20 protein-coding genes are annotated in these 18,121 nt (G+C 65.3%); 12 read left to right on the top strand and 8 right to left on the bottom strand.

Annotated features, from left to right (window positions below; genetic code table 11):
• The first annotated feature begins 20 nt into the window (after positions 1-20).
• The 3 genes from QJT78_RS22870 (at position 21) to QJT78_RS22860 (ending at position 2,006) form a co-directional block, all read left to right on the top strand.
• Complete coding sequence (locus QJT78_RS22870; RefSeq protein ID WP_028148118.1) at positions 21-737, top strand: MgtC/SapB family protein; 717 nt, start codon at positions 21-23, stop codon at positions 735-737.
• A gap of 101 nt (positions 738-838) precedes the next feature.
• Positions 839-1,171 carry a hypothetical protein gene (locus QJT78_RS22865; protein WP_028148117.1) on the top strand — a complete coding sequence of 111 codons (333 nt, stop codon included), beginning with the start codon at positions 839-841 and terminating at the stop codon, positions 1,169-1,171.
• A 94-nt stretch (positions 1,172-1,265) separates the two neighbouring features.
• Positions 1,266-2,006: an acetoacetate decarboxylase gene (locus QJT78_RS22860; protein WP_028148116.1), complete on the top strand. Its 741-nt coding sequence runs from the start codon at positions 1,266-1,268 to the stop codon at positions 2,004-2,006.
• Positions 2,007-2,074: 68 nt separating this feature from the next.
• Here the strand turns inward: QJT78_RS22860 and QJT78_RS22855 are convergent, their stop codons facing one another.
• The 5 genes from QJT78_RS22855 to QJT78_RS22835 form a co-directional block, all read right to left on the bottom strand.
• The gene (locus QJT78_RS22855) at positions 2,075-3,517 is read right to left on the bottom strand and encodes a homospermidine synthase (protein WP_038942648.1); all 1,443 of its coding nucleotides are present in this window, start codon (positions 3,515-3,517) and stop codon (positions 2,075-2,077) included.
• A 45-nt stretch (positions 3,518-3,562) separates the two neighbouring features.
• Positions 3,563-3,952 carry a RidA family protein gene (locus QJT78_RS22850; protein WP_028148114.1) on the bottom strand — a complete coding sequence of 130 codons (390 nt, stop codon included), beginning with the start codon at positions 3,950-3,952 and terminating at the stop codon, positions 3,563-3,565.
• Between the two features lie 135 nt (positions 3,953-4,087).
• Complete coding sequence (locus QJT78_RS22845; RefSeq protein ID WP_038942651.1) at positions 4,088-4,675, bottom strand: N-acetyltransferase; 588 nt, start codon at positions 4,673-4,675, stop codon at positions 4,088-4,090.
• A 132-nt stretch (positions 4,676-4,807) separates the two neighbouring features.
• Positions 4,808-5,950 (bottom strand): type III PLP-dependent enzyme, encoded by a 1,143-nt coding sequence (locus QJT78_RS22840; RefSeq protein ID WP_028148112.1) that lies wholly within the window; start codon positions 5,948-5,950, stop codon positions 4,808-4,810.
• A 675-nt stretch (positions 5,951-6,625) separates the two neighbouring features.
• Positions 6,626-6,880 (bottom strand): hypothetical protein, encoded by a 255-nt coding sequence (locus QJT78_RS22835; RefSeq protein WP_028148111.1) that lies wholly within the window; start codon positions 6,878-6,880, stop codon positions 6,626-6,628.
• Positions 6,881-7,017: 137 nt separating this feature from the next.
• Between QJT78_RS22835 and QJT78_RS22830 the strand changes: the two genes are divergently transcribed.
• The 4 genes from QJT78_RS22830 to QJT78_RS22815 all read left to right on the top strand — a co-directional run bounded on the left by QJT78_RS22830 (position 7,018) and on the right by QJT78_RS22815 (position 11,487).
• The gene (locus QJT78_RS22830) at positions 7,018-9,099 is read left to right on the top strand and encodes a M3 family metallopeptidase (protein WP_028148110.1); all 2,082 of its coding nucleotides are present in this window, start codon (positions 7,018-7,020) and stop codon (positions 9,097-9,099) included.
• On the top strand, positions 9,099-9,737 hold the full coding sequence (locus QJT78_RS22825; RefSeq protein ID WP_028148109.1) for a DUF1007 family protein: 639 nt from the start codon (positions 9,099-9,101) through the stop codon (positions 9,735-9,737). Before QJT78_RS22830 ends, QJT78_RS22825 begins: the two co-directional genes overlap by 1 nt.
• Complete coding sequence (locus tag QJT78_RS22820; protein WP_028148108.1) at positions 9,728-10,876, top strand: nickel/cobalt transporter; 1,149 nt, start codon at positions 9,728-9,730, stop codon at positions 10,874-10,876. Before QJT78_RS22825 ends, QJT78_RS22820 begins: the two co-directional genes overlap by 10 nt.
• A 173-nt stretch (positions 10,877-11,049) precedes the next feature.
• On the top strand, positions 11,050-11,487 hold the full coding sequence (locus QJT78_RS22815; protein WP_038942654.1) for a thioesterase family protein: 438 nt from the start codon (positions 11,050-11,052) through the stop codon (positions 11,485-11,487).
• A gap of 7 nt (positions 11,488-11,494) precedes the next feature.
• Here QJT78_RS22815 and QJT78_RS22810 read toward each other — a convergent pair whose 3' ends face one another.
• On the bottom strand, positions 11,495-11,893 hold the full coding sequence (locus QJT78_RS22810; RefSeq protein WP_028148106.1) for an MAPEG family protein: 399 nt from the start codon (positions 11,891-11,893) through the stop codon (positions 11,495-11,497).
• 82 nt (positions 11,894-11,975) lie between these two features.
• Here QJT78_RS22810 and hemH point away from each other — a divergent pair, with 82 nt between their 5' ends.
• The 4 genes from hemH (at position 11,976) to QJT78_RS22790 (ending at position 15,790) form a co-directional block, all read left to right on the top strand.
• Positions 11,976-13,013, top strand: coding sequence for a ferrochelatase (gene hemH / locus QJT78_RS22805; RefSeq protein WP_028148105.1), 1,038 nt, complete (start codon positions 11,976-11,978; stop codon positions 13,011-13,013).
• An 11-nt stretch (positions 13,014-13,024) separates the two neighbouring features.
• Positions 13,025-14,002, top strand: a complete 978-nt coding sequence (locus QJT78_RS22800) for an ABC transporter substrate-binding protein (protein ID WP_028148104.1) — start codon at positions 13,025-13,027, stop codon at positions 14,000-14,002.
• Between the two features lie 227 nt (positions 14,003-14,229).
• Complete coding sequence (locus tag QJT78_RS22795) at positions 14,230-15,234, top strand: SPFH domain-containing protein (RefSeq protein WP_028148103.1); 1,005 nt, start codon at positions 14,230-14,232, stop codon at positions 15,232-15,234.
• Positions 15,235-15,346: 112 nt separating this feature from the next.
• Positions 15,347-15,790 (top strand): NfeD family protein, encoded by a 444-nt coding sequence (locus tag QJT78_RS22790; protein WP_028148102.1) that lies wholly within the window; start codon positions 15,347-15,349, stop codon positions 15,788-15,790.
• A 226-nt stretch (positions 15,791-16,016) separates the two neighbouring features.
• Here the strand turns inward: QJT78_RS22790 and QJT78_RS22785 are convergent, their stop codons facing one another.
• Positions 16,017-16,343, bottom strand: coding sequence for a helix-turn-helix domain-containing protein (locus tag QJT78_RS22785; protein ID WP_028148101.1), 327 nt, complete (start codon positions 16,341-16,343; stop codon positions 16,017-16,019).
• 73 nt (positions 16,344-16,416) lie between these two features.
• Between QJT78_RS22785 and QJT78_RS22780 the strand changes: the two genes are divergently transcribed.
• Entirely contained in the window at positions 16,417-16,968 is a 552-nt protein-coding gene (locus QJT78_RS22780) for a carboxymuconolactone decarboxylase family protein (RefSeq protein ID WP_028148100.1), read from the top strand.
• Between the two features lie 38 nt (positions 16,969-17,006).
• Here QJT78_RS22780 and QJT78_RS22775 read toward each other — a convergent pair whose 3' ends face one another.
• Positions 17,007-18,014 carry a KpsF/GutQ family sugar-phosphate isomerase gene (locus tag QJT78_RS22775; protein ID WP_028148099.1) on the bottom strand — a complete coding sequence of 336 codons (1,008 nt, stop codon included), beginning with the start codon at positions 18,012-18,014 and terminating at the stop codon, positions 17,007-17,009.
• Positions 18,015-18,121: the final 107 nt, after the last annotated feature.

The following is an 18,121-nucleotide window of genomic DNA, read 5'->3' as shown; positions in this document are numbered from 1 at the left end:
TTCTGACCGTATAGGGGACCATGCGGTTTTTGACGACCTTCCAGATTGCTGACTTCGCGGACACGCTGGTCAGCCTGTTCACGGCCTTCGTGCTGGGCACGCTGATCGGCGCCGAGCGGCAGTATCGCCAGCGCACCGCGGGCCTGCGCACCAACGTGCTGGTCGCGGTCGGTGCCGCCGCCTTCGTCGATCTCGCCATGCATCTGACCGGCGCCGACGGCGCGGTCCGCGTGATCTCCTATGTCGTCTCGGGCATCGGCTTCCTCGGCGCCGGCGTCATCATGAAGCAGGGCATGGACGTCCGCGGGCTCAACACCGCGGCGACGCTGTGGGCCTCGGCCGCGGTCGGCTCCTGTGCCGGCGCCGACATGGTCGCGCAGGCGGCCGCGCTGACCGTGTTCGTGATCGCCGGCAACACCATGCTGCGCCCGCTGGTCAACGCCATCAACCGCATTCCGCTGAACGAGAAGGCCTCGGAGGCGACCTACTATTTCAAGCTCGCCGTTGCGGCCGACGCCCTGCCCGACATGCGCGACCGGCTCGCTGAAAAGCTGGAGGCCGCGAAATATCCGGTGGCCGATATCGACGTGGTTGAGATCGGGGACGATATTCTCGAGGTCGTCGCAAAGCTGGTTGCGACCGCAGTCGATCCGAACGAGCTGAACGCGGTGGCGACCGATCTCCAGCACCTGCCGGGCGTGCGCCACGCCACCTGGGAAGTCAGCACCTCAGACTGAGCTCGGCGTTTTGGCGCGCGAAGGCACGGTTCCCGCCTCGTCCGCCACGGAACCGCAGTCGAGCAAGTTCGTTGATCCCGCGGATAAAGGCGGTGATCGACATGCCCGGCCCAAATGACAAGCGCAGACTAAAACGCGACCTGATGATCGCCTGCTCGCTGTTCGCAGCAGGCGTCGTGGTGTCAGGTCTATCGCTGGCGCAGATCCGGGCCGAGAGCCGGATGCAGACGGCGCAGGCGACGCAACCGCTCCAGGGCACGCCGTCCAACGATCAGGACAAGACGCCCGCGCAGGCCAAGCCCGGTGGCGACCGGCCGACCACGCCGGCCCCCGAGCCCGCGCGCCCCGACCCGCAGACGCAGGGTGCGGCGACCAAGCCGGCACTTCCGGCGGCGCCCGCGGAGAAGATCGCGCCGCCGATCAAGGAGAAGTAGCCCGGCGGCCGGCGTATTGTGACGCGCATTTGATCTCGCCTCGGCAGCCGGCCCGTTCCATAATCTGTCGCGCCAACGACAGATGGGGCCTCCCATGAAGATCGAAGACGTCCGCCGCACCGCTTATTCGATGCCGCTCACCAACCCGTCATTCCCGCCGGGGCCATATCGCTTCTTCGACCGCGAATATTTCGTCATCACCTACAGGACCGATCCCGAAGCCCTCGCGGCCATCGTGCCCGAGCCGCTTGAGGTGGCGGAGCCGGTTGTGAAATACGAATTCATCCGCATGCCAGACTCGACCGGATTCGGCGACTACACCGAAACCGGGCAGGTGATCCCGGTCCGCCTCAAGGGCGAGGAGGGGGCCTACACCCACGCGATGTATCTGGACGACGAGGGACCGATCGCGGGCGGTCGTGAACTGTGGGGCTTTCCGAAGAAGCTGGCGCGGCCGAAGATCGAGGTCGAGAGCGACGTGCTGGTCGGCTCGCTGCATTACGGCTCGGTGCTCTGCGCCTCCGCGACGATGGGCTACAAGCACCGCAAGGTCGACCTCGACGTGGTGCTGCAGTCGATGAAGGCGCCGAACTTCATCCTGAAGATCATCCCGCATGTCGACGGTTCCCCTCGGATCTGCGAGCTGGTGCGCTTCCATCTCGAGGACATCACGCTGAAGGAAGCCTGGACCGGCCCCGCCGCGCTCGGCCTGTTCCCGCACGCACTCTGCGACGTCGCCCGCCTGCCGGTGCGCGAGGTGGTCTCGGCGCTGCATTTCAAAGCGGACCTGACGCTCGGGCTCGGCAGCGTGGCGTTCGATTACTTGGCGAAATAGGTCGGCAAAAAGAAAAGAAATGCCCGGCACAAGGCCGGGCATCGCGATCAACCGGAAGCGCTGAGAGGTCAACGCACCAGGACATTCCGGAACTGCCAGGGATCGCTCGTGTCGATGTCTTCCGGGAACAGTCCCGGACGATCCGTCAGCGGCGTCCAGTCGGTGTAGAAACCCTTCACCGGGCCGAGATACGGCAGCTGGATTTCCAGCAGACGATCGAAATCCATCTCGTCGGCTTCGACGATGCCTTCGTTCGGGTTTTCCAGCGCCCACACCATGCCGCCGAGCACGGCGGAGGTCACCTGCAGGCCGGTGGCGTTCTGGTAGGGCGCGAGTTGGCGGGTCTCTTCGATCGAGAGCTGCGAGCCGTACCAATAGGCATTGTTGTCATGGCCGAACAGCAGCACGCCGAGCTCGTCGATGCCGTCGACGATCTCGTTCTCATCGAGGATGTGGTGCTTTTCCTGCATCTTCGCGGCGCGGCCGAACATTTCGTGCAGCGACAGCACGGCATCGTCGGCCGGATGGTAGGCGTAGTGGCAGGTCGGCCGGTAGACCGCCGTGCCCGATGCGTCGCGCACCGTGAAGTAATCGGAGATCGAGATCGACTCGTTGTGGGTGACGAGGAAGCCATACTGCGCGCCGCGGGTCGGGCACCAGGTGCGCACGCGCGTGTTGGCGCCGGGCTGCATCAGATAGATGGCCGCGCCGCAGCCGGCTTCGTGGGTGCGCGCATTCTCGGGCATCCATTTTTCATGGGTGCCCCAGCCGAGTTCGGACGGCTGCACGCCTTCCGACAGGAAACCTTCCACCGACCAGGTGTTGACGAAGACGTCGGGCTCTTTCGGCGACTTGGAGCGCTGGGTGTCGCGTTCGGCGATGTGGATGCCCTTGATACCGGCCTGCCGCATCAAGTCGGCCCACTCGGCCCTGGTCTTCGGCTTGGGGGCATTGAGCTTCAGATCGGCAGCGACGTTGAGCAGCGCCTGCTTGACGAAAAAGGAGACCATGCCGGGATTGGCGCCACAGCAGGAGACGGCCGTCGTCGAGCCCGCCGGGCGCGCCTCCTTGGCGGCCAGCGTCACTTCGCGAAGCGCGTAGTTGGAACGCGCTTCCGGGCCCTTCGAGGAATCGAAATAGAAGCCGAGCCAGGGCTCGTTGACGGTGTCGATATAGAGCGCGCCGAGCTCATTGCAGAGCTCCATGATGTCGGTGGAGCCGGTATCGACCGAGAGATTGACGCAAAAACCCTGGCCACCGCCTTCGGTGAGCAGTGGGGTCAGCAACTCGCGATAATTGTCTCGGGTCACGGCCTTCTGGATGAAGCGGACGTTCTGCTTCTCGCAATGCGCCTTGCGGCCCTCGTCCTTGGGATCGATCACGGTGACGCGCGACCTGTCGTAGTCGAGATGCCGCTCGATCATCGGCAGCGTGCCTTTGCCGATGGAGCCGAAGCCGACCATGACGATGGGACCAGTGATCTTCGCGTAGATCTGCGAGGGGTGGCTCATGGGATGGTTTCTCCGGAACGTGCTGGCAGACAAAGGGTGGGTGGATCAGGCGCTGCGGCGCTTGGCGGTGACTTCGATCTCGACCTTCATCTCGGGCTTGGCGAGGGCGCTGACGACCAGCAGTGTCGCAGCCGGCCTGATGTCGCCGAGAACCTCGCCGCAGACGGCGAAGTGGGCATCGATGTAGCTGGCGTCGGTGACGTAGTAGGTCGCACGGACGATATCGGCCATCTCGAATCCGCCCTCCTTCAGGGCGGCTTCGATGGTCTTGAAGCAGTTGCGTGACTGGCTCGTGACATCTGATGGCATCGTCATCGTCGTGTAGTCATAGCCGGTGGTTCCGGCGACAAAGGCGAACTCGCCGTCGATCACGGCGCGGCTGTAGCCGACGGTCTTCTCGAGGGGAGAGCCGGTGGAGATCAGGCGACGGGACATGGTCGTGGGCCTCGACTGAAGGGGGTGTTTGGCGGGTTAAAGGGCGTTTCTCAGGCCTGCGCAACCCCAAAGGAACGGGCACGCGCGGGCATCGCCGCGGAACGCGGCTTAAGTCGTCGCCATCATGGCAATCCCTTAGGCCGCGTGCGCCTGGAGGGCGCGAACTACCCTTCGTTTGGGCAGGGCCGCGCCGGTCGGGACGATCATCCCCTCAACGCCATCCAGCGCACCGGCCTGGAATTCGATCGCCAGCAGACGATCGCGCTCGAACGGGCCGGGCAGCATCAATGCGCCGGTCTTTTCGGGCGAGAAGCCGAAGCGGGCGTAATAGGGGGCATCGCCGAGCAGGATCACGGCGGCATGCCCGCGCGCCCGGGCGGCGGCCAGCGCTTGATGCATCAGCGCGGCGCCGATCCCGAGCTCGCGGAAGGCAGGGTCCACCGCCAGCGGTCCGAGGACCAAAGCGGGCCTGCCTCCGGCGCTCACGTGCCACAGCCGCACGGTTCCCACGAGTGTCCCCTCGCGCACAGCCGACCGGGCAAGGCCTGCGGCAGGTGCACGTCCGTCGCGCAGGCGCTGGCAGGTGCGGTCATGGCGGTTCTCGCCAAAGCAGGCATCCAGCAGCGCTTCACGGGCGGCGACGTCGGCAGCACGTTCCGCACGGATCGCGAACGGAGCGGCATTCGAAGTGAGGGCGACTTGTGGCTTCCGAAAAGCAGTCATGGCGCGTCAGTCCCCGCTTGAACCCGCGTGCGAGAAGCACGCCGGCTCAAGACGTCGTCAGAATGGCAATGTCAGGAAGGGAGCCGGCGGACCGGCTCCCGGGTTCGTCAGGCCTCGGAACAGTGAGGCTGCTTAGATGTGGTAGGTCTTCAGCGGCGGGATGCCGTTGAACGCCACCGCCGAGTAGGTCGACGTATACGCCCCGGTGCCTTCGATCAGCAGCTTGTCGCCGATCTCGAGCGTGACGGGAAGCGGATACGGGGTCTTCTCGTACAGCACGTCGGCGCTGTCGCAGGTCGGGCCCGCGAGCACGCACGGCGTCATGTCCGCGCCGTCATGCGGGGTGCGGATGGCGTAACGGATCGACTCGTCCATCGTCTCGGCGAGACCGCCGAACTTGCCGATGTCGAGATAGACCCAGCGCACCTCGTCATCGTCGCTCTTCTTCGAGATGAGCACGACCTCGGATTCGATGATGCCGGCGTTGCCCACCATGCCGCGGCCCGGCTCGATGATGGTCTCCGGAATCTGGTTGCCGAAGTGCTTGCGCAGCGCGCGGAAGATCGAGCGGCCGTAGGTCACGACCGGCGGCACGTCCTTCAGGTACTTGGTCGGGAAGCCGCCGCCCATGTTGACCATGGTCAGGTTGATGCCGCGCTCGGCGCAGTCGCGGAACACCTGCGAGGCCATCGCCAGCGCACGGTCCCACGCCTTCACCTTGCGCTGCTGCGAGCCGACATGGAAGGAGATGCCGCACGGCTCCAGGCCCAGGCGCTTGGCGACGTCGAGCACCTCGACGGCCATCTCCGGGTCGCAGCCGAACTTGCGCGACAGCGGCCACTCGGCGCCGGCGCAGTCATAGAGGATGCGGCAGAACACCTTCGCGCCGGGAGCGGCGCGGGCGACTTTCTCGACCTCGGCGGCACAATCCACGGCGAAAAGCCGGATGCCGAGCGCGAAGGCGCGCGCGATGTCGCGCTCCTTCTTGATCGTGTTGCCGAAGGAGATGCGGTCGGGCGTCGCACCCGCGGCCAGCGCCATCTCGATCTCGGCGACCGTCGCGGTGTCGAAGCAGGAGCCCATGGACGCGAGCAGCGCCAGCACTTCCGGCGCCGGGTTCGCCTTGACGGCGTAGAACACGCGGCTGTCGGGCAGCGCCTTGGCGAAGGTCTGGTAATTGTCGCGCACGACTTCGAGGTCGACCACGAGGCAAGGCTCGGTGTCCCGGCCCTCGCTGCGGCGGTTGCGCAGGAATTCCTGAATACGTTCGGTCATAGCACTCTCCCAAACGGCCCAGCGACGGGGATCCGTTCAAAAAATGTCGTCGGATAAGAGCACTCCGGCCAGATCACGCGATGGAGGCGTGACGAGCCAAAGACTCACATCAGACTGTGCTGCCGTGGATTGGTTGGGAGTTTTCCCGCCCGCACACCTGGCAATGAAGGACAAGCCTTTTCAGTAGCCCGCGCCGGCGTTGGAATGCCGGTAGAGACCAAAAAAGCCCGATCCGTCGTTGCTTTAAGTCGCGTCCCCCGTTGAGAGCGGGGTGCGCCGGTTCGCCTCCGGCTGCCAGTCACGGTTGCAAAAAGTGAAGTCACCTTCGACATGGCATCTCTTTGAGAGAGATGCTGGACGCTCCGGGTTTGCTTCCTCGTCCGACCTTTCGGTCTCGCGACTTCCGCACTTCCGAAGAGCCCCTCGGCTTCTTCACCCCTTGGCGGCTGTCCGGCCTCTTGTCCGGATACCTACCGACTGACACACGACCACAGGCACGTGCGAAATTGGGCAAGAGCGCACATAAGCGTTTTGAGTCAGCTTCGCAAGAATTTTTTTAGGCTGAGGACAGAATTGCCTAACATCTGCTTGCGCAGTGTTGCGCGAGCGGCGCGGAAGATGAACGCGCGTTAAGTTTTTTCAGCCGTGCGCGCGTCTTGCGCGCGCAAGGAAGCGTCAGCGGCGCTTCGTGAACGGCTCGACGCGCTGAGCCGCGCGGATGAAGGCGGTCATCACGAGCACGCCGAGCGCGAACAGCACAGCCTGCAGGATGTGCGTGCCCTGATCGCCGAGCCCGAACAGGATCGCGAGCGCCCAGCCGCCGGCGAACGCGGCGCCGAACACCTCGGCGCCGATCAGGATGGCCGCGCTGATGACAGTGATGACGCTCGGCCAGACGATCTGACGGGAAGAGGAGACAGGCGCGTTCATGAGCTCTGGGGTCCGTGGCTTCGAGGGCCGCAATCTCCCCGAAAAGGCGGCCGGGAGCAAGGGCAAATGGCCCAAAAAAGCCCCATCGCGTGCTATAGCTGACCCCAACAATCGAGCCACAAAAACCGGGACTTGCGATGTCAGACCCCCGCCAAACCACGGACCCCGAGACCAACCCGCTGCTGAAGGCCTGGGTGACGCCGTTTGCGACCCCGCCCTTCGACGAGCTCAAGCCCGAGCACTTTCTGCCGGCCTTCGAGCAGGCCTTCGCCGATCACTCCGCGGAGATCGCGGCGATCACCAACGATCCGGCGGCCGCCGACTTCGCCAACACCATCACGGCGCAGGAGCGCTCCGGCAAGCTCCTCACCAAGGTCGCGGCGGTCTTCTACGACCTCGTCTCGGCGCATTCCAACCCGGCCATCCTGGAGATCGACAAGGAGGTCTCCTTGCGGATGGCGCGGCACTGGAATCCGATCATGATGAACGCCGTGCTGTTTGGTCGCATCGCCCATCTGCACGAGAACCGCGCCGGTCTTGGTCTTTCGCCCGAGCAGCTCCGCCTGCTGGAGCGCACCTACACCCGCTTCCACCGTTCCGGCGCCGGCCTCTCCGAAGAGGCCAAGGCGCGGATGGCGGAGATCAACGAGAAGCTCGCCCAACTCGGCACCAGCTTCAGCCACCACCTGCTCGGCGACGAGCAGGAGTGGTTCATGGAGCTGGGGGAGGCCGACCGCCAGGGCCTGCCGGAGAGCTTCGTCGCCGCCGCCAAGGCTGCGGCGGAAGAGCGCGGCATGGACGGCAAGGCCATCGTCACGCTGTCGCGCTCCTCGACCGAGCCGTTCCTGAAGAGCTCGGACCGCCGTGACCTGCGCGAGAAGGTCTACAAGGCTTTCACGGCGCGCGGCGACAACGGCAATGCCAACGACAACAACGGCACCATCGTCGAGATCCTGAAGCTGCGCGAGGAGAGCGCCAAGCTTCTGGGCTATCCGACCTTCGCCGCCTACCGGCTCGAGGATTCCATGGCCAAGACGCCGGATGCGGTGCGCGGCCTGCTGGAGCGGGTCTGGAAGCCGGCGCGGGCGCGCGCGCTCGCCGACCGCGACGAGATGCAGGCGCTGATCACGGAAGAGGGCGGCAATTTCAAGCTCGCGCCCTGGGACTGGCGCTTCTATGCCGAAAAACTCCGCCTCCAGCGCGCCAATTTCGACGACGCCGCGATCAAGCCGTATCTCACGCTCGATCACATGATCGCCGCCGCCTTCGACTGCGCCACCCGCCTGTTCGGCATCACCTTCGAGGAGCGCAAGGACGTGCCGGCCTGGCACCCGGATGTCCGGGTCTGGGAGGTGAAGGGGCCGGACGGCAAGCACAAGGCGCTGTTCTATGGCGACTACTATGCCCGGCCGTCGAAGCGCTCCGGCGCCTGGATGACCTCGCTGCGCGACCAGCAGAAGCTCGACGGCGAGATCGCGCCGCTCGTCATCAATGTCTGCAACTTCGCCAAGGGCGCGAACGGCGAGCCCTCGCTGCTCTCGCCCGACGATGCCCGGACCCTGTTCCACGAGTTCGGCCACGGCCTGCACGGCATGCTCTCCAATGTGACCTATCCGTCACTCTCGGGTACCGCGGTGTTCACCGACTTCGTCGAGCTGCCCTCCCAGCTCTATGAGCACTGGCAGGAGCGGCCGGAGGTGCTGCAGCAGTTCGCCCGCCACTACCAGACCGGCGAGCCGCTGCCGGACGATCTGCTCCAGCGCTTCCTCGCCGCGCGAAAGTTCAACCAGGGCTTTGCCACGGTCGAGTTCGTCTCCTCGGCGCTGGTCGATCTCGAATTCCACACCCAGCCGGCTTCCGCCGCGCAGGATGTCCGCGCCTTCGAGAAGAAGGAGCTGGAGAAGATCGGAATGCCCGAAGAGATCTCGCTGCGCCACCGGCCCACGCAGTTTGGCCACATCTTCTCCGGCGACCATTATGCCTCCGGTTACTACAGCTACATGTGGTCGGAGGTGATGGACGCCGACGCCTTCGGCGCCTTCGAGGAGGCCGGCGACATCTTCGATCCTGCGGTGGCAAAACGCCTGCACGATGACATCTACTCCTCGGGCGGATCGGTCGATCCGGAAGCCGCCTATGAGGCCTTCCGCGGCCGTCCGCCGGAGCCCGACGCGCTGCTGCGCCGCCGCGGCCTGCTCGACGACGCCGAGGCGGCCTGATGGGCATGCGTGCCCTGTTCGGCCTGTTGCTCGCCGCTGCGATGACGCTCGCAGCGGGCGCGGCGCAGGCGCACCCGCATGTCTGGATCACCGCGACCAGCGAGCTGCTCTACGCCGCCGACGGCTCGATCACCGGCGTCCGCCACGCCTGGACCTTTGACGACATGTTCTCGGCCTATGCGGTGCAGGGGCTCGAGAGCAAGACGAAGGGCGCCTACACCCGTGAAGAGCTGGGGCCGCTGGCACAGACCAATGTCGAGTCGCTGAAGGAATACGCCTACTTCACCTTCGCGCGAGCCGACGGCAAGAAGGAGCGTTTTAACGAGCCGGTCGACTACTTCCTCGACTACAAGGATACCGTGCTGACCCTGCACTTCACGCTGCCGCTGAAGAACCCGGTCAAGCCCAAGCAACTGGTGCTCGAAGTGTTCGACCGTTCCTATTTCATCGACTTCCAGATGGCCAAGGACAATCCGGTCAAGCTGGTCGGCGCGCCCGCCGGCTGCCAGATGAAGCTCGATCGGCCCAGCGACGGCTCCGCCACCGCGCAGAAGCTCAACGAGCAGACCTTCCTGAATGGTGAGAACTCGAATTTCGGCATGATGTTCGCCAACAAGATCACGGTGGATTGCCCTTGATCGGTCGTCTTCGTTCCCCGCTTGTGCGCGGGCTTCTGGCCTGCGCGGCCGTGCTCCTTGTTGTGAGCGTGGCGGACGCCGCGCTTCACGATCTCCTCGCGCAAAATCCGTTCGGCGCACCGCGCACGGCGCAGGCGACCGAGCCGGAGGCCAGCGGCGTCATCGGCTGGCTGTTGGCAAAGCAGTCGGAGTTCTATCGCCAGATGTCGGCGACCATCCGCGCCGCCAAGTCCGACGGCTCGGCGGTGTGGACGCTGCTCTTCATCTCCTTTGCCTATGGCATTTTCCACGCCGCTGGCCCCGGCCACGGCAAGGCGGTGATCGCCTCCTATCTCGTCGCCAACCGCGAGACCGTGCGGCGCGGCATCGCGCTGTCGTTTGCCTCGGCGCTGATGCAGTCGCTGGTGGCGATCCTGATCGTCGGCATCTCGGCCTGGGTGCTGAACGCCACCGCCAAGACCATGTGCAAGGCGGAAGGCGCAATCGAGATCGCGAGCTACGGCCTGATCGCGCTGTTCGGCCTGCGGCTGGTCTGGGTCAAGGGCCGCACCTTTATCCGCGCGCTGCAGGCGGTCCAGCCGGTGCCGGCCATTGCCGGCGTGCCGCATGACCATCATGATCACGGCCATCACCATCATCATCATGATGCCCATGATCACCACGACCACGATCACGGTCATGATCACCATCATCACGACCATGGTCACGCCCACGCCCATCACCACCATGCGCACGACCACGTCCATGACGAGCATTGCGGCCATTCCCACGGTCCGACGCCGAGCGAGCTCGCCGGTCCCGGCGGCTGGCGGCGCGGGTTCGCTGCGATCCTGACCGTCGGCATCCGGCCCTGCTCGGGCGCGATCCTGGTACTGGTGTTCGCGCTCGCGCAGGGCCTGTTCTGGGCCGGCATCGCCGCGACCTTGCTGATGGGGCTCGGCACCGCCATTACGGTCGCGGCCATCGCCGTCGTCGCCGTCTCCGCCAAGGACATCGCCGCCCGCCTCAGCGCCGGGCGCGACGGCGGCGGTGCGCTGTTCATGCGCGGCATCGAATTCGGCGCCGCCGCTCTCGTGCTGCTGTTCGGCGCGGGCCTGCTGTTCGGCTACATCGCCGCTGAGCGAACGACGTGTTTTTGAGCGGGGATCCTTCGTAGCCCGGATGGAGCGAAGCGTAATCCGGGGCCGCTGTGACCGCGTGGATGGAATCCCGGATTACGCTTCGCTCCATCCGGGCTACGGCCCGCCTTTGCGAACTCGCTCCGGTCGGCTATTCAGTCTGTCAAACCAATAAGAACGGTCGGGGGGATTCAATGTCGCGCGAAAATTTCTGGTTCTTTCATCCGTTTCGGGTGCGCTATTCGGAGATCGATGGCCAGGGCGTTGTCTTCAACGCGCATTATCTCACCTATTTCGACACCACCATCACCGAATATTTCCGCGCGCTGGGCTTTGACCAATATGCGGACGCGCAGGCGAGCGGCATCGATTTCCACGTCGTCAAATCGCTGATCGAATACAAGGCACCTGTCCGCTTCGACTGGGAGCTCGACGTCGGCGCGCGCGTCGCGCGGATCGGCAATTCGAGCCTCGTCTTCGAGCTCGCCATCTTCCTGAAGGATGGCACCGATGCGCTGGTGACCGGCGAGATCGTGTGGGTCTACACCCATCAGGAAACCCATCGTCCGGTCACGATCCCGGCATCGATGCGGGCGATGATCGCGACGCGGGAGCGTCATCTGTCGGAGTGAGGCCGCCTCAAACCGGCAAGAACCCCTTCAGCGCCGGCATGAAGAAGATCCCGAGATTGATCGCAAAGCCGATGCTCCAGAGGATCGAGCGCAGTGTCGGGCGGTTGCCGAGATAGGTCAGCACGTAGGCGATCCGCACGATCAGGAACAGCACGGCGAGCTCGTCAATCAGCCGCTGCGGCGAATCCCGGAATTCGGCAAGCAGCACCGCGAAGGCGAAGAACGGAAAGGTCTCGATGCCGTTCTGGTGGGCACCGAGCGCGCGCTGCGCCAGCGCATCCTCGAAGAAAGCGGGGTCGCGCGGCCGGGAATTGTCGAAGGTGCGAAACCGCGTCCATTTGATCGAGACGATCGTCGCCAGATAAAGCAGCAGCGCTCCCAATACGCAGAATTCCGCGAGTGTCATCAGCCCCTCCCCGCTTGGGCGCGACCCTAGCGAAATCGACCTCATCTTGACAAGTTCGGAGCAACGCGCGACGCAACTGATCATGACGACAATTGACCCCATCGCAGCGCAAAAGCCCGCCGTCCGGTCCGGCCTGCGGCGCGTCGGCGTGCTTCTGGTCAATCTTGGCACGCCCGATACGGCCGATGCGCCCGGCGTGCGGGTCTATCTCAAGGAGTTCCTCTCGGACGCCCGCGTCATCGAGGACCAGGGGCTGGTCTGGCAGTTCGTGCTCAACGGCATCATCCTGCGCAGCCGTCCCCGCACCAAGGCGCTGGACTATCAGAAGATCTGGAACAAGGAGCGGAACGAGTCGCCGCTGAAGACCATCACGCGCTCGCAAGCCGACAAGCTTGCGGCTGCACTGTCTGACAGCGACCACGTCGTCGTGGACTGGGCGATGCGCTACGGCAATCCCTCGATCAAGTCGGGCATCGATGCGCTGATCGCTAAGGGGTGCGACCGTATACTCGCCGTGCCGCTCTATCCGCAATATTCCGCCTCGACCTCGGCGACGGTCTGCGACGAAGTGTTCCGCGTGCTCGCGCGCTTGCGTAACCAGCCGACGCTGCGGGTGACGCCGCCTTATTACGAGGACGAGGCCTATATCGAGGCGCTCGCGATCTCGATCGAGGCGCATCTGGCGACGCTGCCGTTCACGCCGGAGCTGATCGTGGCGTCCTTCCACGGCATGCCGAAATCCTATGTCGACAAGGGCGATCCCTATCAGTCCCACTGCGTCGCCACGACGGAGGCGCTGCGCCGCCGGCTCGGCATGGACGAGACGAAACTGCTGCTGACCTTCCAGTCGCGCTTCGGCAATGACGAGTGGCTCCAGCCCTACACCGACAAGACCATGGAGCGGCTGGCCAAGGAAGGCGTGCGCCGCATCGCGGTGGTGACGCCCGGCTTCGCCGCCGATTGCCTGGAGACGCTGGAGGAGATCGCGCAGGAGAATGCCGAGATCTTCAAGCATAATGGCGGCGAGCAGTTTTCCGCGATCCCCTGTCTTAACGACAGTGATCCCGGCATGGACGTGATCCGCACCCTGGTGCTGCGCGAGCTTCAGGGCTGGATCTGATGGCGTGTCCCATGAACCGCCGCGAGACCTTGGCGCTTCTTGGGACGATCGCCGCGCTGCCGGCCTCGGTGCTGGCGCAACAGCCGAACGCGCCGCGGCGGCTCGGCGTGCTCTCGGTCACGGCCGCGGATGACGCGATCGGGCAGGCCCGCAGCACGATCCTGGTCGAGACGCTCGCCGCCCATGGCTGGAAGGAGCACGACAACCTCAGGATCGATTGGCGCAGCGGCGCCGGTGACCGGGCACGCATCGCGCGCCTCGCCGACGAACTCGTGGCGCTCAAGCCGGACATCCTGCTCGCGGTCGGCACGCCCTCGGTCGAGGAGCTGCGTCAGCGCACCACGGCGATTCCGATCGTGTTCGCCGTCGTCACCGATCCCGTCAGCCAGGGCTTTGTCAAAAACCTCGCCCATCCCGGCGGCAACATCACCGGCTTCACCGATTACGACGGCCCGCTCGCCGGCAAATGGCTGGAGATGCTGACGCAGGTCTCGCCAAAAGTGTCCCGCGTCTTCGTCGTCTACAATCCTTCCACCGCGCCGTTCGCGCCCCTGATGCTGCGCACGATCGAGGACGCCGCACGGACGCTTCATGTGACGGTCGAGGCCGCACCAGTTCACGACTCTGGCTCGATCGCCGCGCTGGCTTCGCGGAAGGACGGCGGCCTGCTGGTGCTGCCTGACTTCTTCACCATGGCCAATCGCGCCCAGCTCCTGGCTGCAATCGGTGAAGCCCGCGTGCCGGCGGTGTTCTGGAGCCGCACCTTCGTCGACGAGGGCGGGCTGATGTCCTACAGCACCGACAGCGCCGAGCAGCTCCGCCGCGCCGCCAACTACATCGATCGCATCCTGAAGGGCGCGCAGGCAGCCGACCTGCCGGTCCAGAATCCCACCAAGTTCGAGCTGGCGATCAACCTCAAGACCGCCAAGGCGCTTGGCGTCACGCTTCCTCCGGGCCTGCTCGCAACCGCGAACGACGTCATCGAATGAAGTTGTCCGTGGCGGACGAGATGTCCGGATTTGTTAACTTTCGCTGCTAGGTCTGCGCCTGCGCGCTTTCAAGAGCCTTTCGGAAATACATATCGTGACCGTTCCGTCGCGGCGCGTCTTGTGCAGAATCGCGCCAATGCCGACGTGAATGGTGACCGCTGAACCGGTAAGGTCGCGTTCCCGACCAATGACAGCGCGGGAAAGGGCTTTCCCGCCTTGGAGGATATATGAGCGGTTTCGATGTTTTCGCGATTGTTCTGGTTTTGCTCGTCATCGTCACGCTCGTCGCCGGCGTCAAGACGGTGCCGCAGGGCTATGACTGGACCATCGAGCGGTTCGGCAAATACACCCAGACGCTGAGCCCCGGGCTCAATCTGATCGTGCCCTATTTCGATCGCGTTGGACGCAAGATCAACATGATGGAGCAGGTGATCGACATTCCCGAGCAGGAGGTCATCACCAAGGACAACGCCACCGTGACGGTCGACGGCGTCGCCTTCTTCCAGGTGTTCGATGCCGCCAAGGCGAGCTACGAGGTCTCCAACCTGACGCAGGCCATCACGGTCCTGACCATGACCAACATCCGCTCGGTGATGGGCGCGATGGATCTCGACCAGGTGCTGTCGCATCGCGACGAGATCAACGAGCGCCTGCTCCGCGTCGTCGACGCCGCGGTCTCGCCCTGGGGGCTGAAGGTCAACCGCATCGAGATCAAGGACATCGTGCCGCCCGCCGACCTCGTCGAAGCCATGGGCCGGCAGATGAAGGCCGAGCGCGTCAAGCGCGCCGACATTCTGGCCGCCGAAGGCCAGCGCCAGTCCGAGATCCTGCGCGCCGAGGGCGCCAAGCAGGGGCAGATCCTCCAGGCCGAAGGCCGCAAGGAAGCTGCGTTCCGCGACGCCGAGGCTCGCGAACGTTCCGCGGAGGCCGAGGCCAAGGCGACGCAGATGGTCAGTGAGGCCATCTCCAAGGGAGACGTCGCCGCGCTGAACTATTTCATCGCCGACAAGTATATCAAGGCGTTCGGGCAACTGGCCGACTCGCCGAACCAGAAGGTCATCATGCTTCCGGTCGAGGCGATGAGCATGCTGGGCTCGCTCGCCGGCATCGGCGAGATCGCCAAGGCAACGTTCGGCGAAAGCGCGGCGTCCGCGGCCGCTGCCGCCCGCCGCGGCGGCTCGGTGCCGACGACCGGCCCCACGCCGCCGGCGGTGCCGCCACGGCAAGGGTAATCAAAGCGCATGCACTTTCGAAAAGTGCATGCGGCAATTTAAAGCGCATGCCCCGAAAAAGTGGGGACCGGTTTTCCGATCAGGGCATACGCCAGCATAAAGAGGTCGTGTCATGACCGACATGTTCGTATCGCTCGGCACCTGGAACTGGCTGATCTTCGGCTTCATCCTGATGGCGCTGGAGGTGCTGGCGCCAGGCGTATTCCTGTTCTGGCTCGGGCTCGCCGCGTTGCTGGTCGGCCTGATCTCCTTTGCTGTCGCCGTGTCGTGGCAGATCCAGCTCGTGATGTTCGCAATCTTCGCTGCCGCCGCCGTGCCGGTGTGGCGCCGCCTCGCGCGGCCGAAGCTGGACGCAAGCACCAGCCCCTTCCTGAACAAGCGCAGCGAAGCATTGCTCGGCCGCGAGTTCACGCTGGAGAAGCCGATCATCGACGGCAACGGCACCGTGCGCCTCGGCGACACGGTGTGGCGCGTGGCCGGGCCCGATACGCCGGCCGGGACGCGGGTGAAGGTGGTGCAGGTGGACGGTGCGAATCTCACTGTGGCGGCGGCGTGATTCTTTCTTCCCCTCTCCCCTTGTGGGAGAGGGTGGCTCGCCGCGTAGCGGCGAGACGGGTGAGGGGTCTCTCTCGCCGAACGCGATACTGAGTTTGTGGAGAGATACCCCTCATCCGGCGCCATAGCCGAAGCTTTGCTTCGGCGACCTTAAGAACGGCGCCCGTAGGCCGCCTATGCCACCTTCTCCCACAAGGGGAGAAGGGAAGGCAGCGTGCTTGGCTGCGCTACCTCTTCCATCTGTCCGCAAACCGGTGCAACGGCATGAATGTCTCGCACAGCTCGCGCCCAAGCGCCGTCAGCCCGTAACCGCCACCGTCGCCCAGCTCCACGAACCCCGCGTCGCGCAGCTCCGTCAGCCGCGCCTGCAGCACCGTCGGCGAGGCCTCGTCGCAGGCGGTGCGCAACGCGCGGGAGGTGAGGGCTTGGTCGCGCAATTCCCACAGGATCCGCAGGCTCCAGCGTCGGCCGAGCAGGTCGAGCAGCGCCATGATCGGCCGGCCGGTGCGCGAGCCGCGGACGTTGCGGCTCCCTGGTGCTGCCTGTTTCGTCATCCCGGCCCCTCTTGCGCGGTGCTACAAATAATGTAGCGTATTGCTACGATAATTGTAGCAACGGAGACAGCTGATGTCCCAGGCCGCGCCGCGGATCGCGCCGCTCGTCCCGCCTTATCCCCCGGAGATCCAGGCGCAATTCGACCGCATCATGCGCGGCGCCCCGCCATTGGCGCTGTTCCGGGTGATGGCGGGCCACGCCCGCGCCTGGGACAAGTTCCGCGCCGGCGGTCTGCTCGATCCCGGTCCGCTGTCCCTGCGCCAGCGCGAGATCGTGATCGACCGCACCTGCGCGCTGACCGGATGCGAATATGAATGGGGCGTGCATGTCGCGATCTTCGCCGGGCCGGCGCGGCTCAGCGAGGAGGAGGTGCACGCGACCGCGCGGGGCGATGCGACGTCACCGTGCTGGTCGCCGGCCGAGCAGGCGTTGATCGCCGCCGTCGACGCGCTGCATCACCGCGCGACGTTGGACGACGAGGAATTCGCCGCGCTGTCGGCGCATTACGACGAGGCCCAGATCCTGGAGATCATGCTGCTGTGCGGCTTCTACCGCACGGTGTCGTACCTGGCGAACGGGCTGAAGCTGCCGCTGGAGGAGAAGGCTGCGCGGTTTCCGCAGTAGACTCCCTCTCCCCGCAAGCGGGGAGAGGCGAAGACAAACTACGCCACGCCCGCCCGCAGCAGATCGTGCAGGTGCACGATGCCCACCACCTTGTCCGCTTCGGTCACGACCAGCGTCGTGATCTTCCGCGTGTTCAGCACTTCGATCATCTCGGTGGCGAGCATCGAGGGCGGCACGGTCTTCGGCTGCGTGGTCATGATGTCGTCGACGGACGCCGTCAGCAGATCAGGCCGCATGTGGCGGCGCAGATCGCCGTCGGTGATGATGCCCGCGATTCCGCCGGCATCGTCGACGATGCAGACGCAGCCCAGGCCCTTGGCCGACATCTCCATCACCGCGTCCGACATCTTGGTGCCGAGCGGCTTGAGCGGGATCTCCGCGCCCGTGCGCATGTAGTCGCGGACGAATTTCAGCATCGCGCCGAGCTTGCCGCCCGGGTGGAAATGCGCGAACTCCAGCGCGGTGAAGCCGCGGCCCTCGAGCAGCGCGATCGCGATGGCATCGCCGATTGCGACCTGCATCATCGTCGAGGTGGTCGGCGCCAGATTGTGCGGGCAGGCTTCGCGCGCCTTCGGCAGCTCGATCACGATGTCGGCGGCCTGTCCCAGCGAGGACGCCGCGTTCGACGTCACCGCGATCATGGGAATCGCGAAGCGCGCCGAATAGTTCACCAGCGTCTTCATCTCCGGCTGCTCGCCGGACCAGGACAGCGCCATGATGACGTCGTCGGCGGTGATCATGCCGAGGTCGCCATGGGCGGCTTCCGCGGTGTGGACGAAGAAGGCCGGCGTGCCGGTCGAGGCCAGCGTCGCCGCGATCTTGCGCGCCATGTGGCCGGACTTGCCGAGGCCGGTGACGATGACGCGGCCCTTGGCGTTGCGGATCAGGTCGACCGCCTTGGCGAAGGTCGCGCCCAGCGGACCGCGCAGGGCGGCGGCGAGCGCATTGATGCCGCCGCTCTCCGTCTCCAGTGTGCGGAGCGCGGATTCGACGCTATCGGGGATGGGGCCGGATGATGGGGTCATCAGCGGTTTCGAGCTCGACATGTTCAGGTCCAGGGAGGAGGGGCGCTCGCCCGTTGGCGCCTGCTTAGCATGCCCGAGCGGGAGAGGCGACGCGGCCGCCAAAGCCCTCAACCGGTCATTAACCATAA

It is taken from the genome of Bradyrhizobium sp. Mp27, assembly GCF_029953005.1.
In the GTDB taxonomy this organism is placed as follows: Bacteria; Pseudomonadota; Alphaproteobacteria; order Rhizobiales; family Xanthobacteraceae; genus Bradyrhizobium; species Bradyrhizobium barranii.
Note: the sequence above shows the minus strand (reverse complement) of the source record. Positions and strands in the feature narration are given on the sequence as shown.

Excerpts from the sequence above, each read along its gene's own strand:
- QJT78_RS22870 (WP_028148118.1), top strand. The coding sequence starts at position 21 with ATGCGGTTTTTGACGACCTTCCAGATTGCTGACTTCGCGGACACGCTG.
- QJT78_RS22865 (WP_028148117.1), top strand. The coding sequence starts at position 839 with ATGCCCGGCCCAAATGACAAGCGCAGACTAAAACGCGACCTGATGATC.
- QJT78_RS22860 (WP_028148116.1), top strand. The coding sequence starts at position 1,266 with ATGAAGATCGAAGACGTCCGCCGCACCGCTTATTCGATGCCGCTCACC.
- QJT78_RS22855 (WP_038942648.1), bottom strand. The coding sequence starts at position 3,517 with ATGAGCCACCCCTCGCAGATCTACGCGAAGATCACTGGTCCCATCGTC.
- QJT78_RS22850 (WP_028148114.1), bottom strand. The coding sequence starts at position 3,952 with ATGTCCCGTCGCCTGATCTCCACCGGCTCTCCCCTCGAGAAGACCGTC.
- QJT78_RS22845 (WP_038942651.1), bottom strand. The coding sequence starts at position 4,675 with ATGACTGCTTTTCGGAAGCCACAAGTCGCCCTCACTTCGAATGCCGCT.
- QJT78_RS22840 (WP_028148112.1), bottom strand. The coding sequence starts at position 5,950 with ATGACCGAACGTATTCAGGAATTCCTGCGCAACCGCCGCAGCGAGGGC.
- QJT78_RS22835 (WP_028148111.1), bottom strand. The coding sequence starts at position 6,880 with ATGAACGCGCCTGTCTCCTCTTCCCGTCAGATCGTCTGGCCGAGCGTC.
- QJT78_RS22830 (WP_028148110.1), top strand. The coding sequence starts at position 7,018 with ATGTCAGACCCCCGCCAAACCACGGACCCCGAGACCAACCCGCTGCTG.
- QJT78_RS22825 (WP_028148109.1), top strand. The coding sequence starts at position 9,099 with ATGGGCATGCGTGCCCTGTTCGGCCTGTTGCTCGCCGCTGCGATGACG.
- QJT78_RS22815 (WP_038942654.1), top strand. The coding sequence starts at position 11,050 with ATGTCGCGCGAAAATTTCTGGTTCTTTCATCCGTTTCGGGTGCGCTAT.
- QJT78_RS22810 (WP_028148106.1), bottom strand. The coding sequence starts at position 11,893 with ATGACACTCGCGGAATTCTGCGTATTGGGAGCGCTGCTGCTTTATCTG.
- hemH (WP_028148105.1), top strand. The coding sequence starts at position 11,976 with ATGACGACAATTGACCCCATCGCAGCGCAAAAGCCCGCCGTCCGGTCC.
- QJT78_RS22800 (WP_028148104.1), top strand. The coding sequence starts at position 13,025 with ATGAACCGCCGCGAGACCTTGGCGCTTCTTGGGACGATCGCCGCGCTG.
- QJT78_RS22795 (WP_028148103.1), top strand. The coding sequence starts at position 14,230 with ATGAGCGGTTTCGATGTTTTCGCGATTGTTCTGGTTTTGCTCGTCATC.
- QJT78_RS22790 (WP_028148102.1), top strand. The coding sequence starts at position 15,347 with ATGACCGACATGTTCGTATCGCTCGGCACCTGGAACTGGCTGATCTTC.
- QJT78_RS22785 (WP_028148101.1), bottom strand. The coding sequence starts at position 16,343 with ATGACGAAACAGGCAGCACCAGGGAGCCGCAACGTCCGCGGCTCGCGC.
- QJT78_RS22780 (WP_028148100.1), top strand. The coding sequence starts at position 16,417 with ATGTCCCAGGCCGCGCCGCGGATCGCGCCGCTCGTCCCGCCTTATCCC.
- QJT78_RS22775 (WP_028148099.1), bottom strand. The coding sequence starts at position 18,014 with ATGTCGAGCTCGAAACCGCTGATGACCCCATCATCCGGCCCCATCCCC.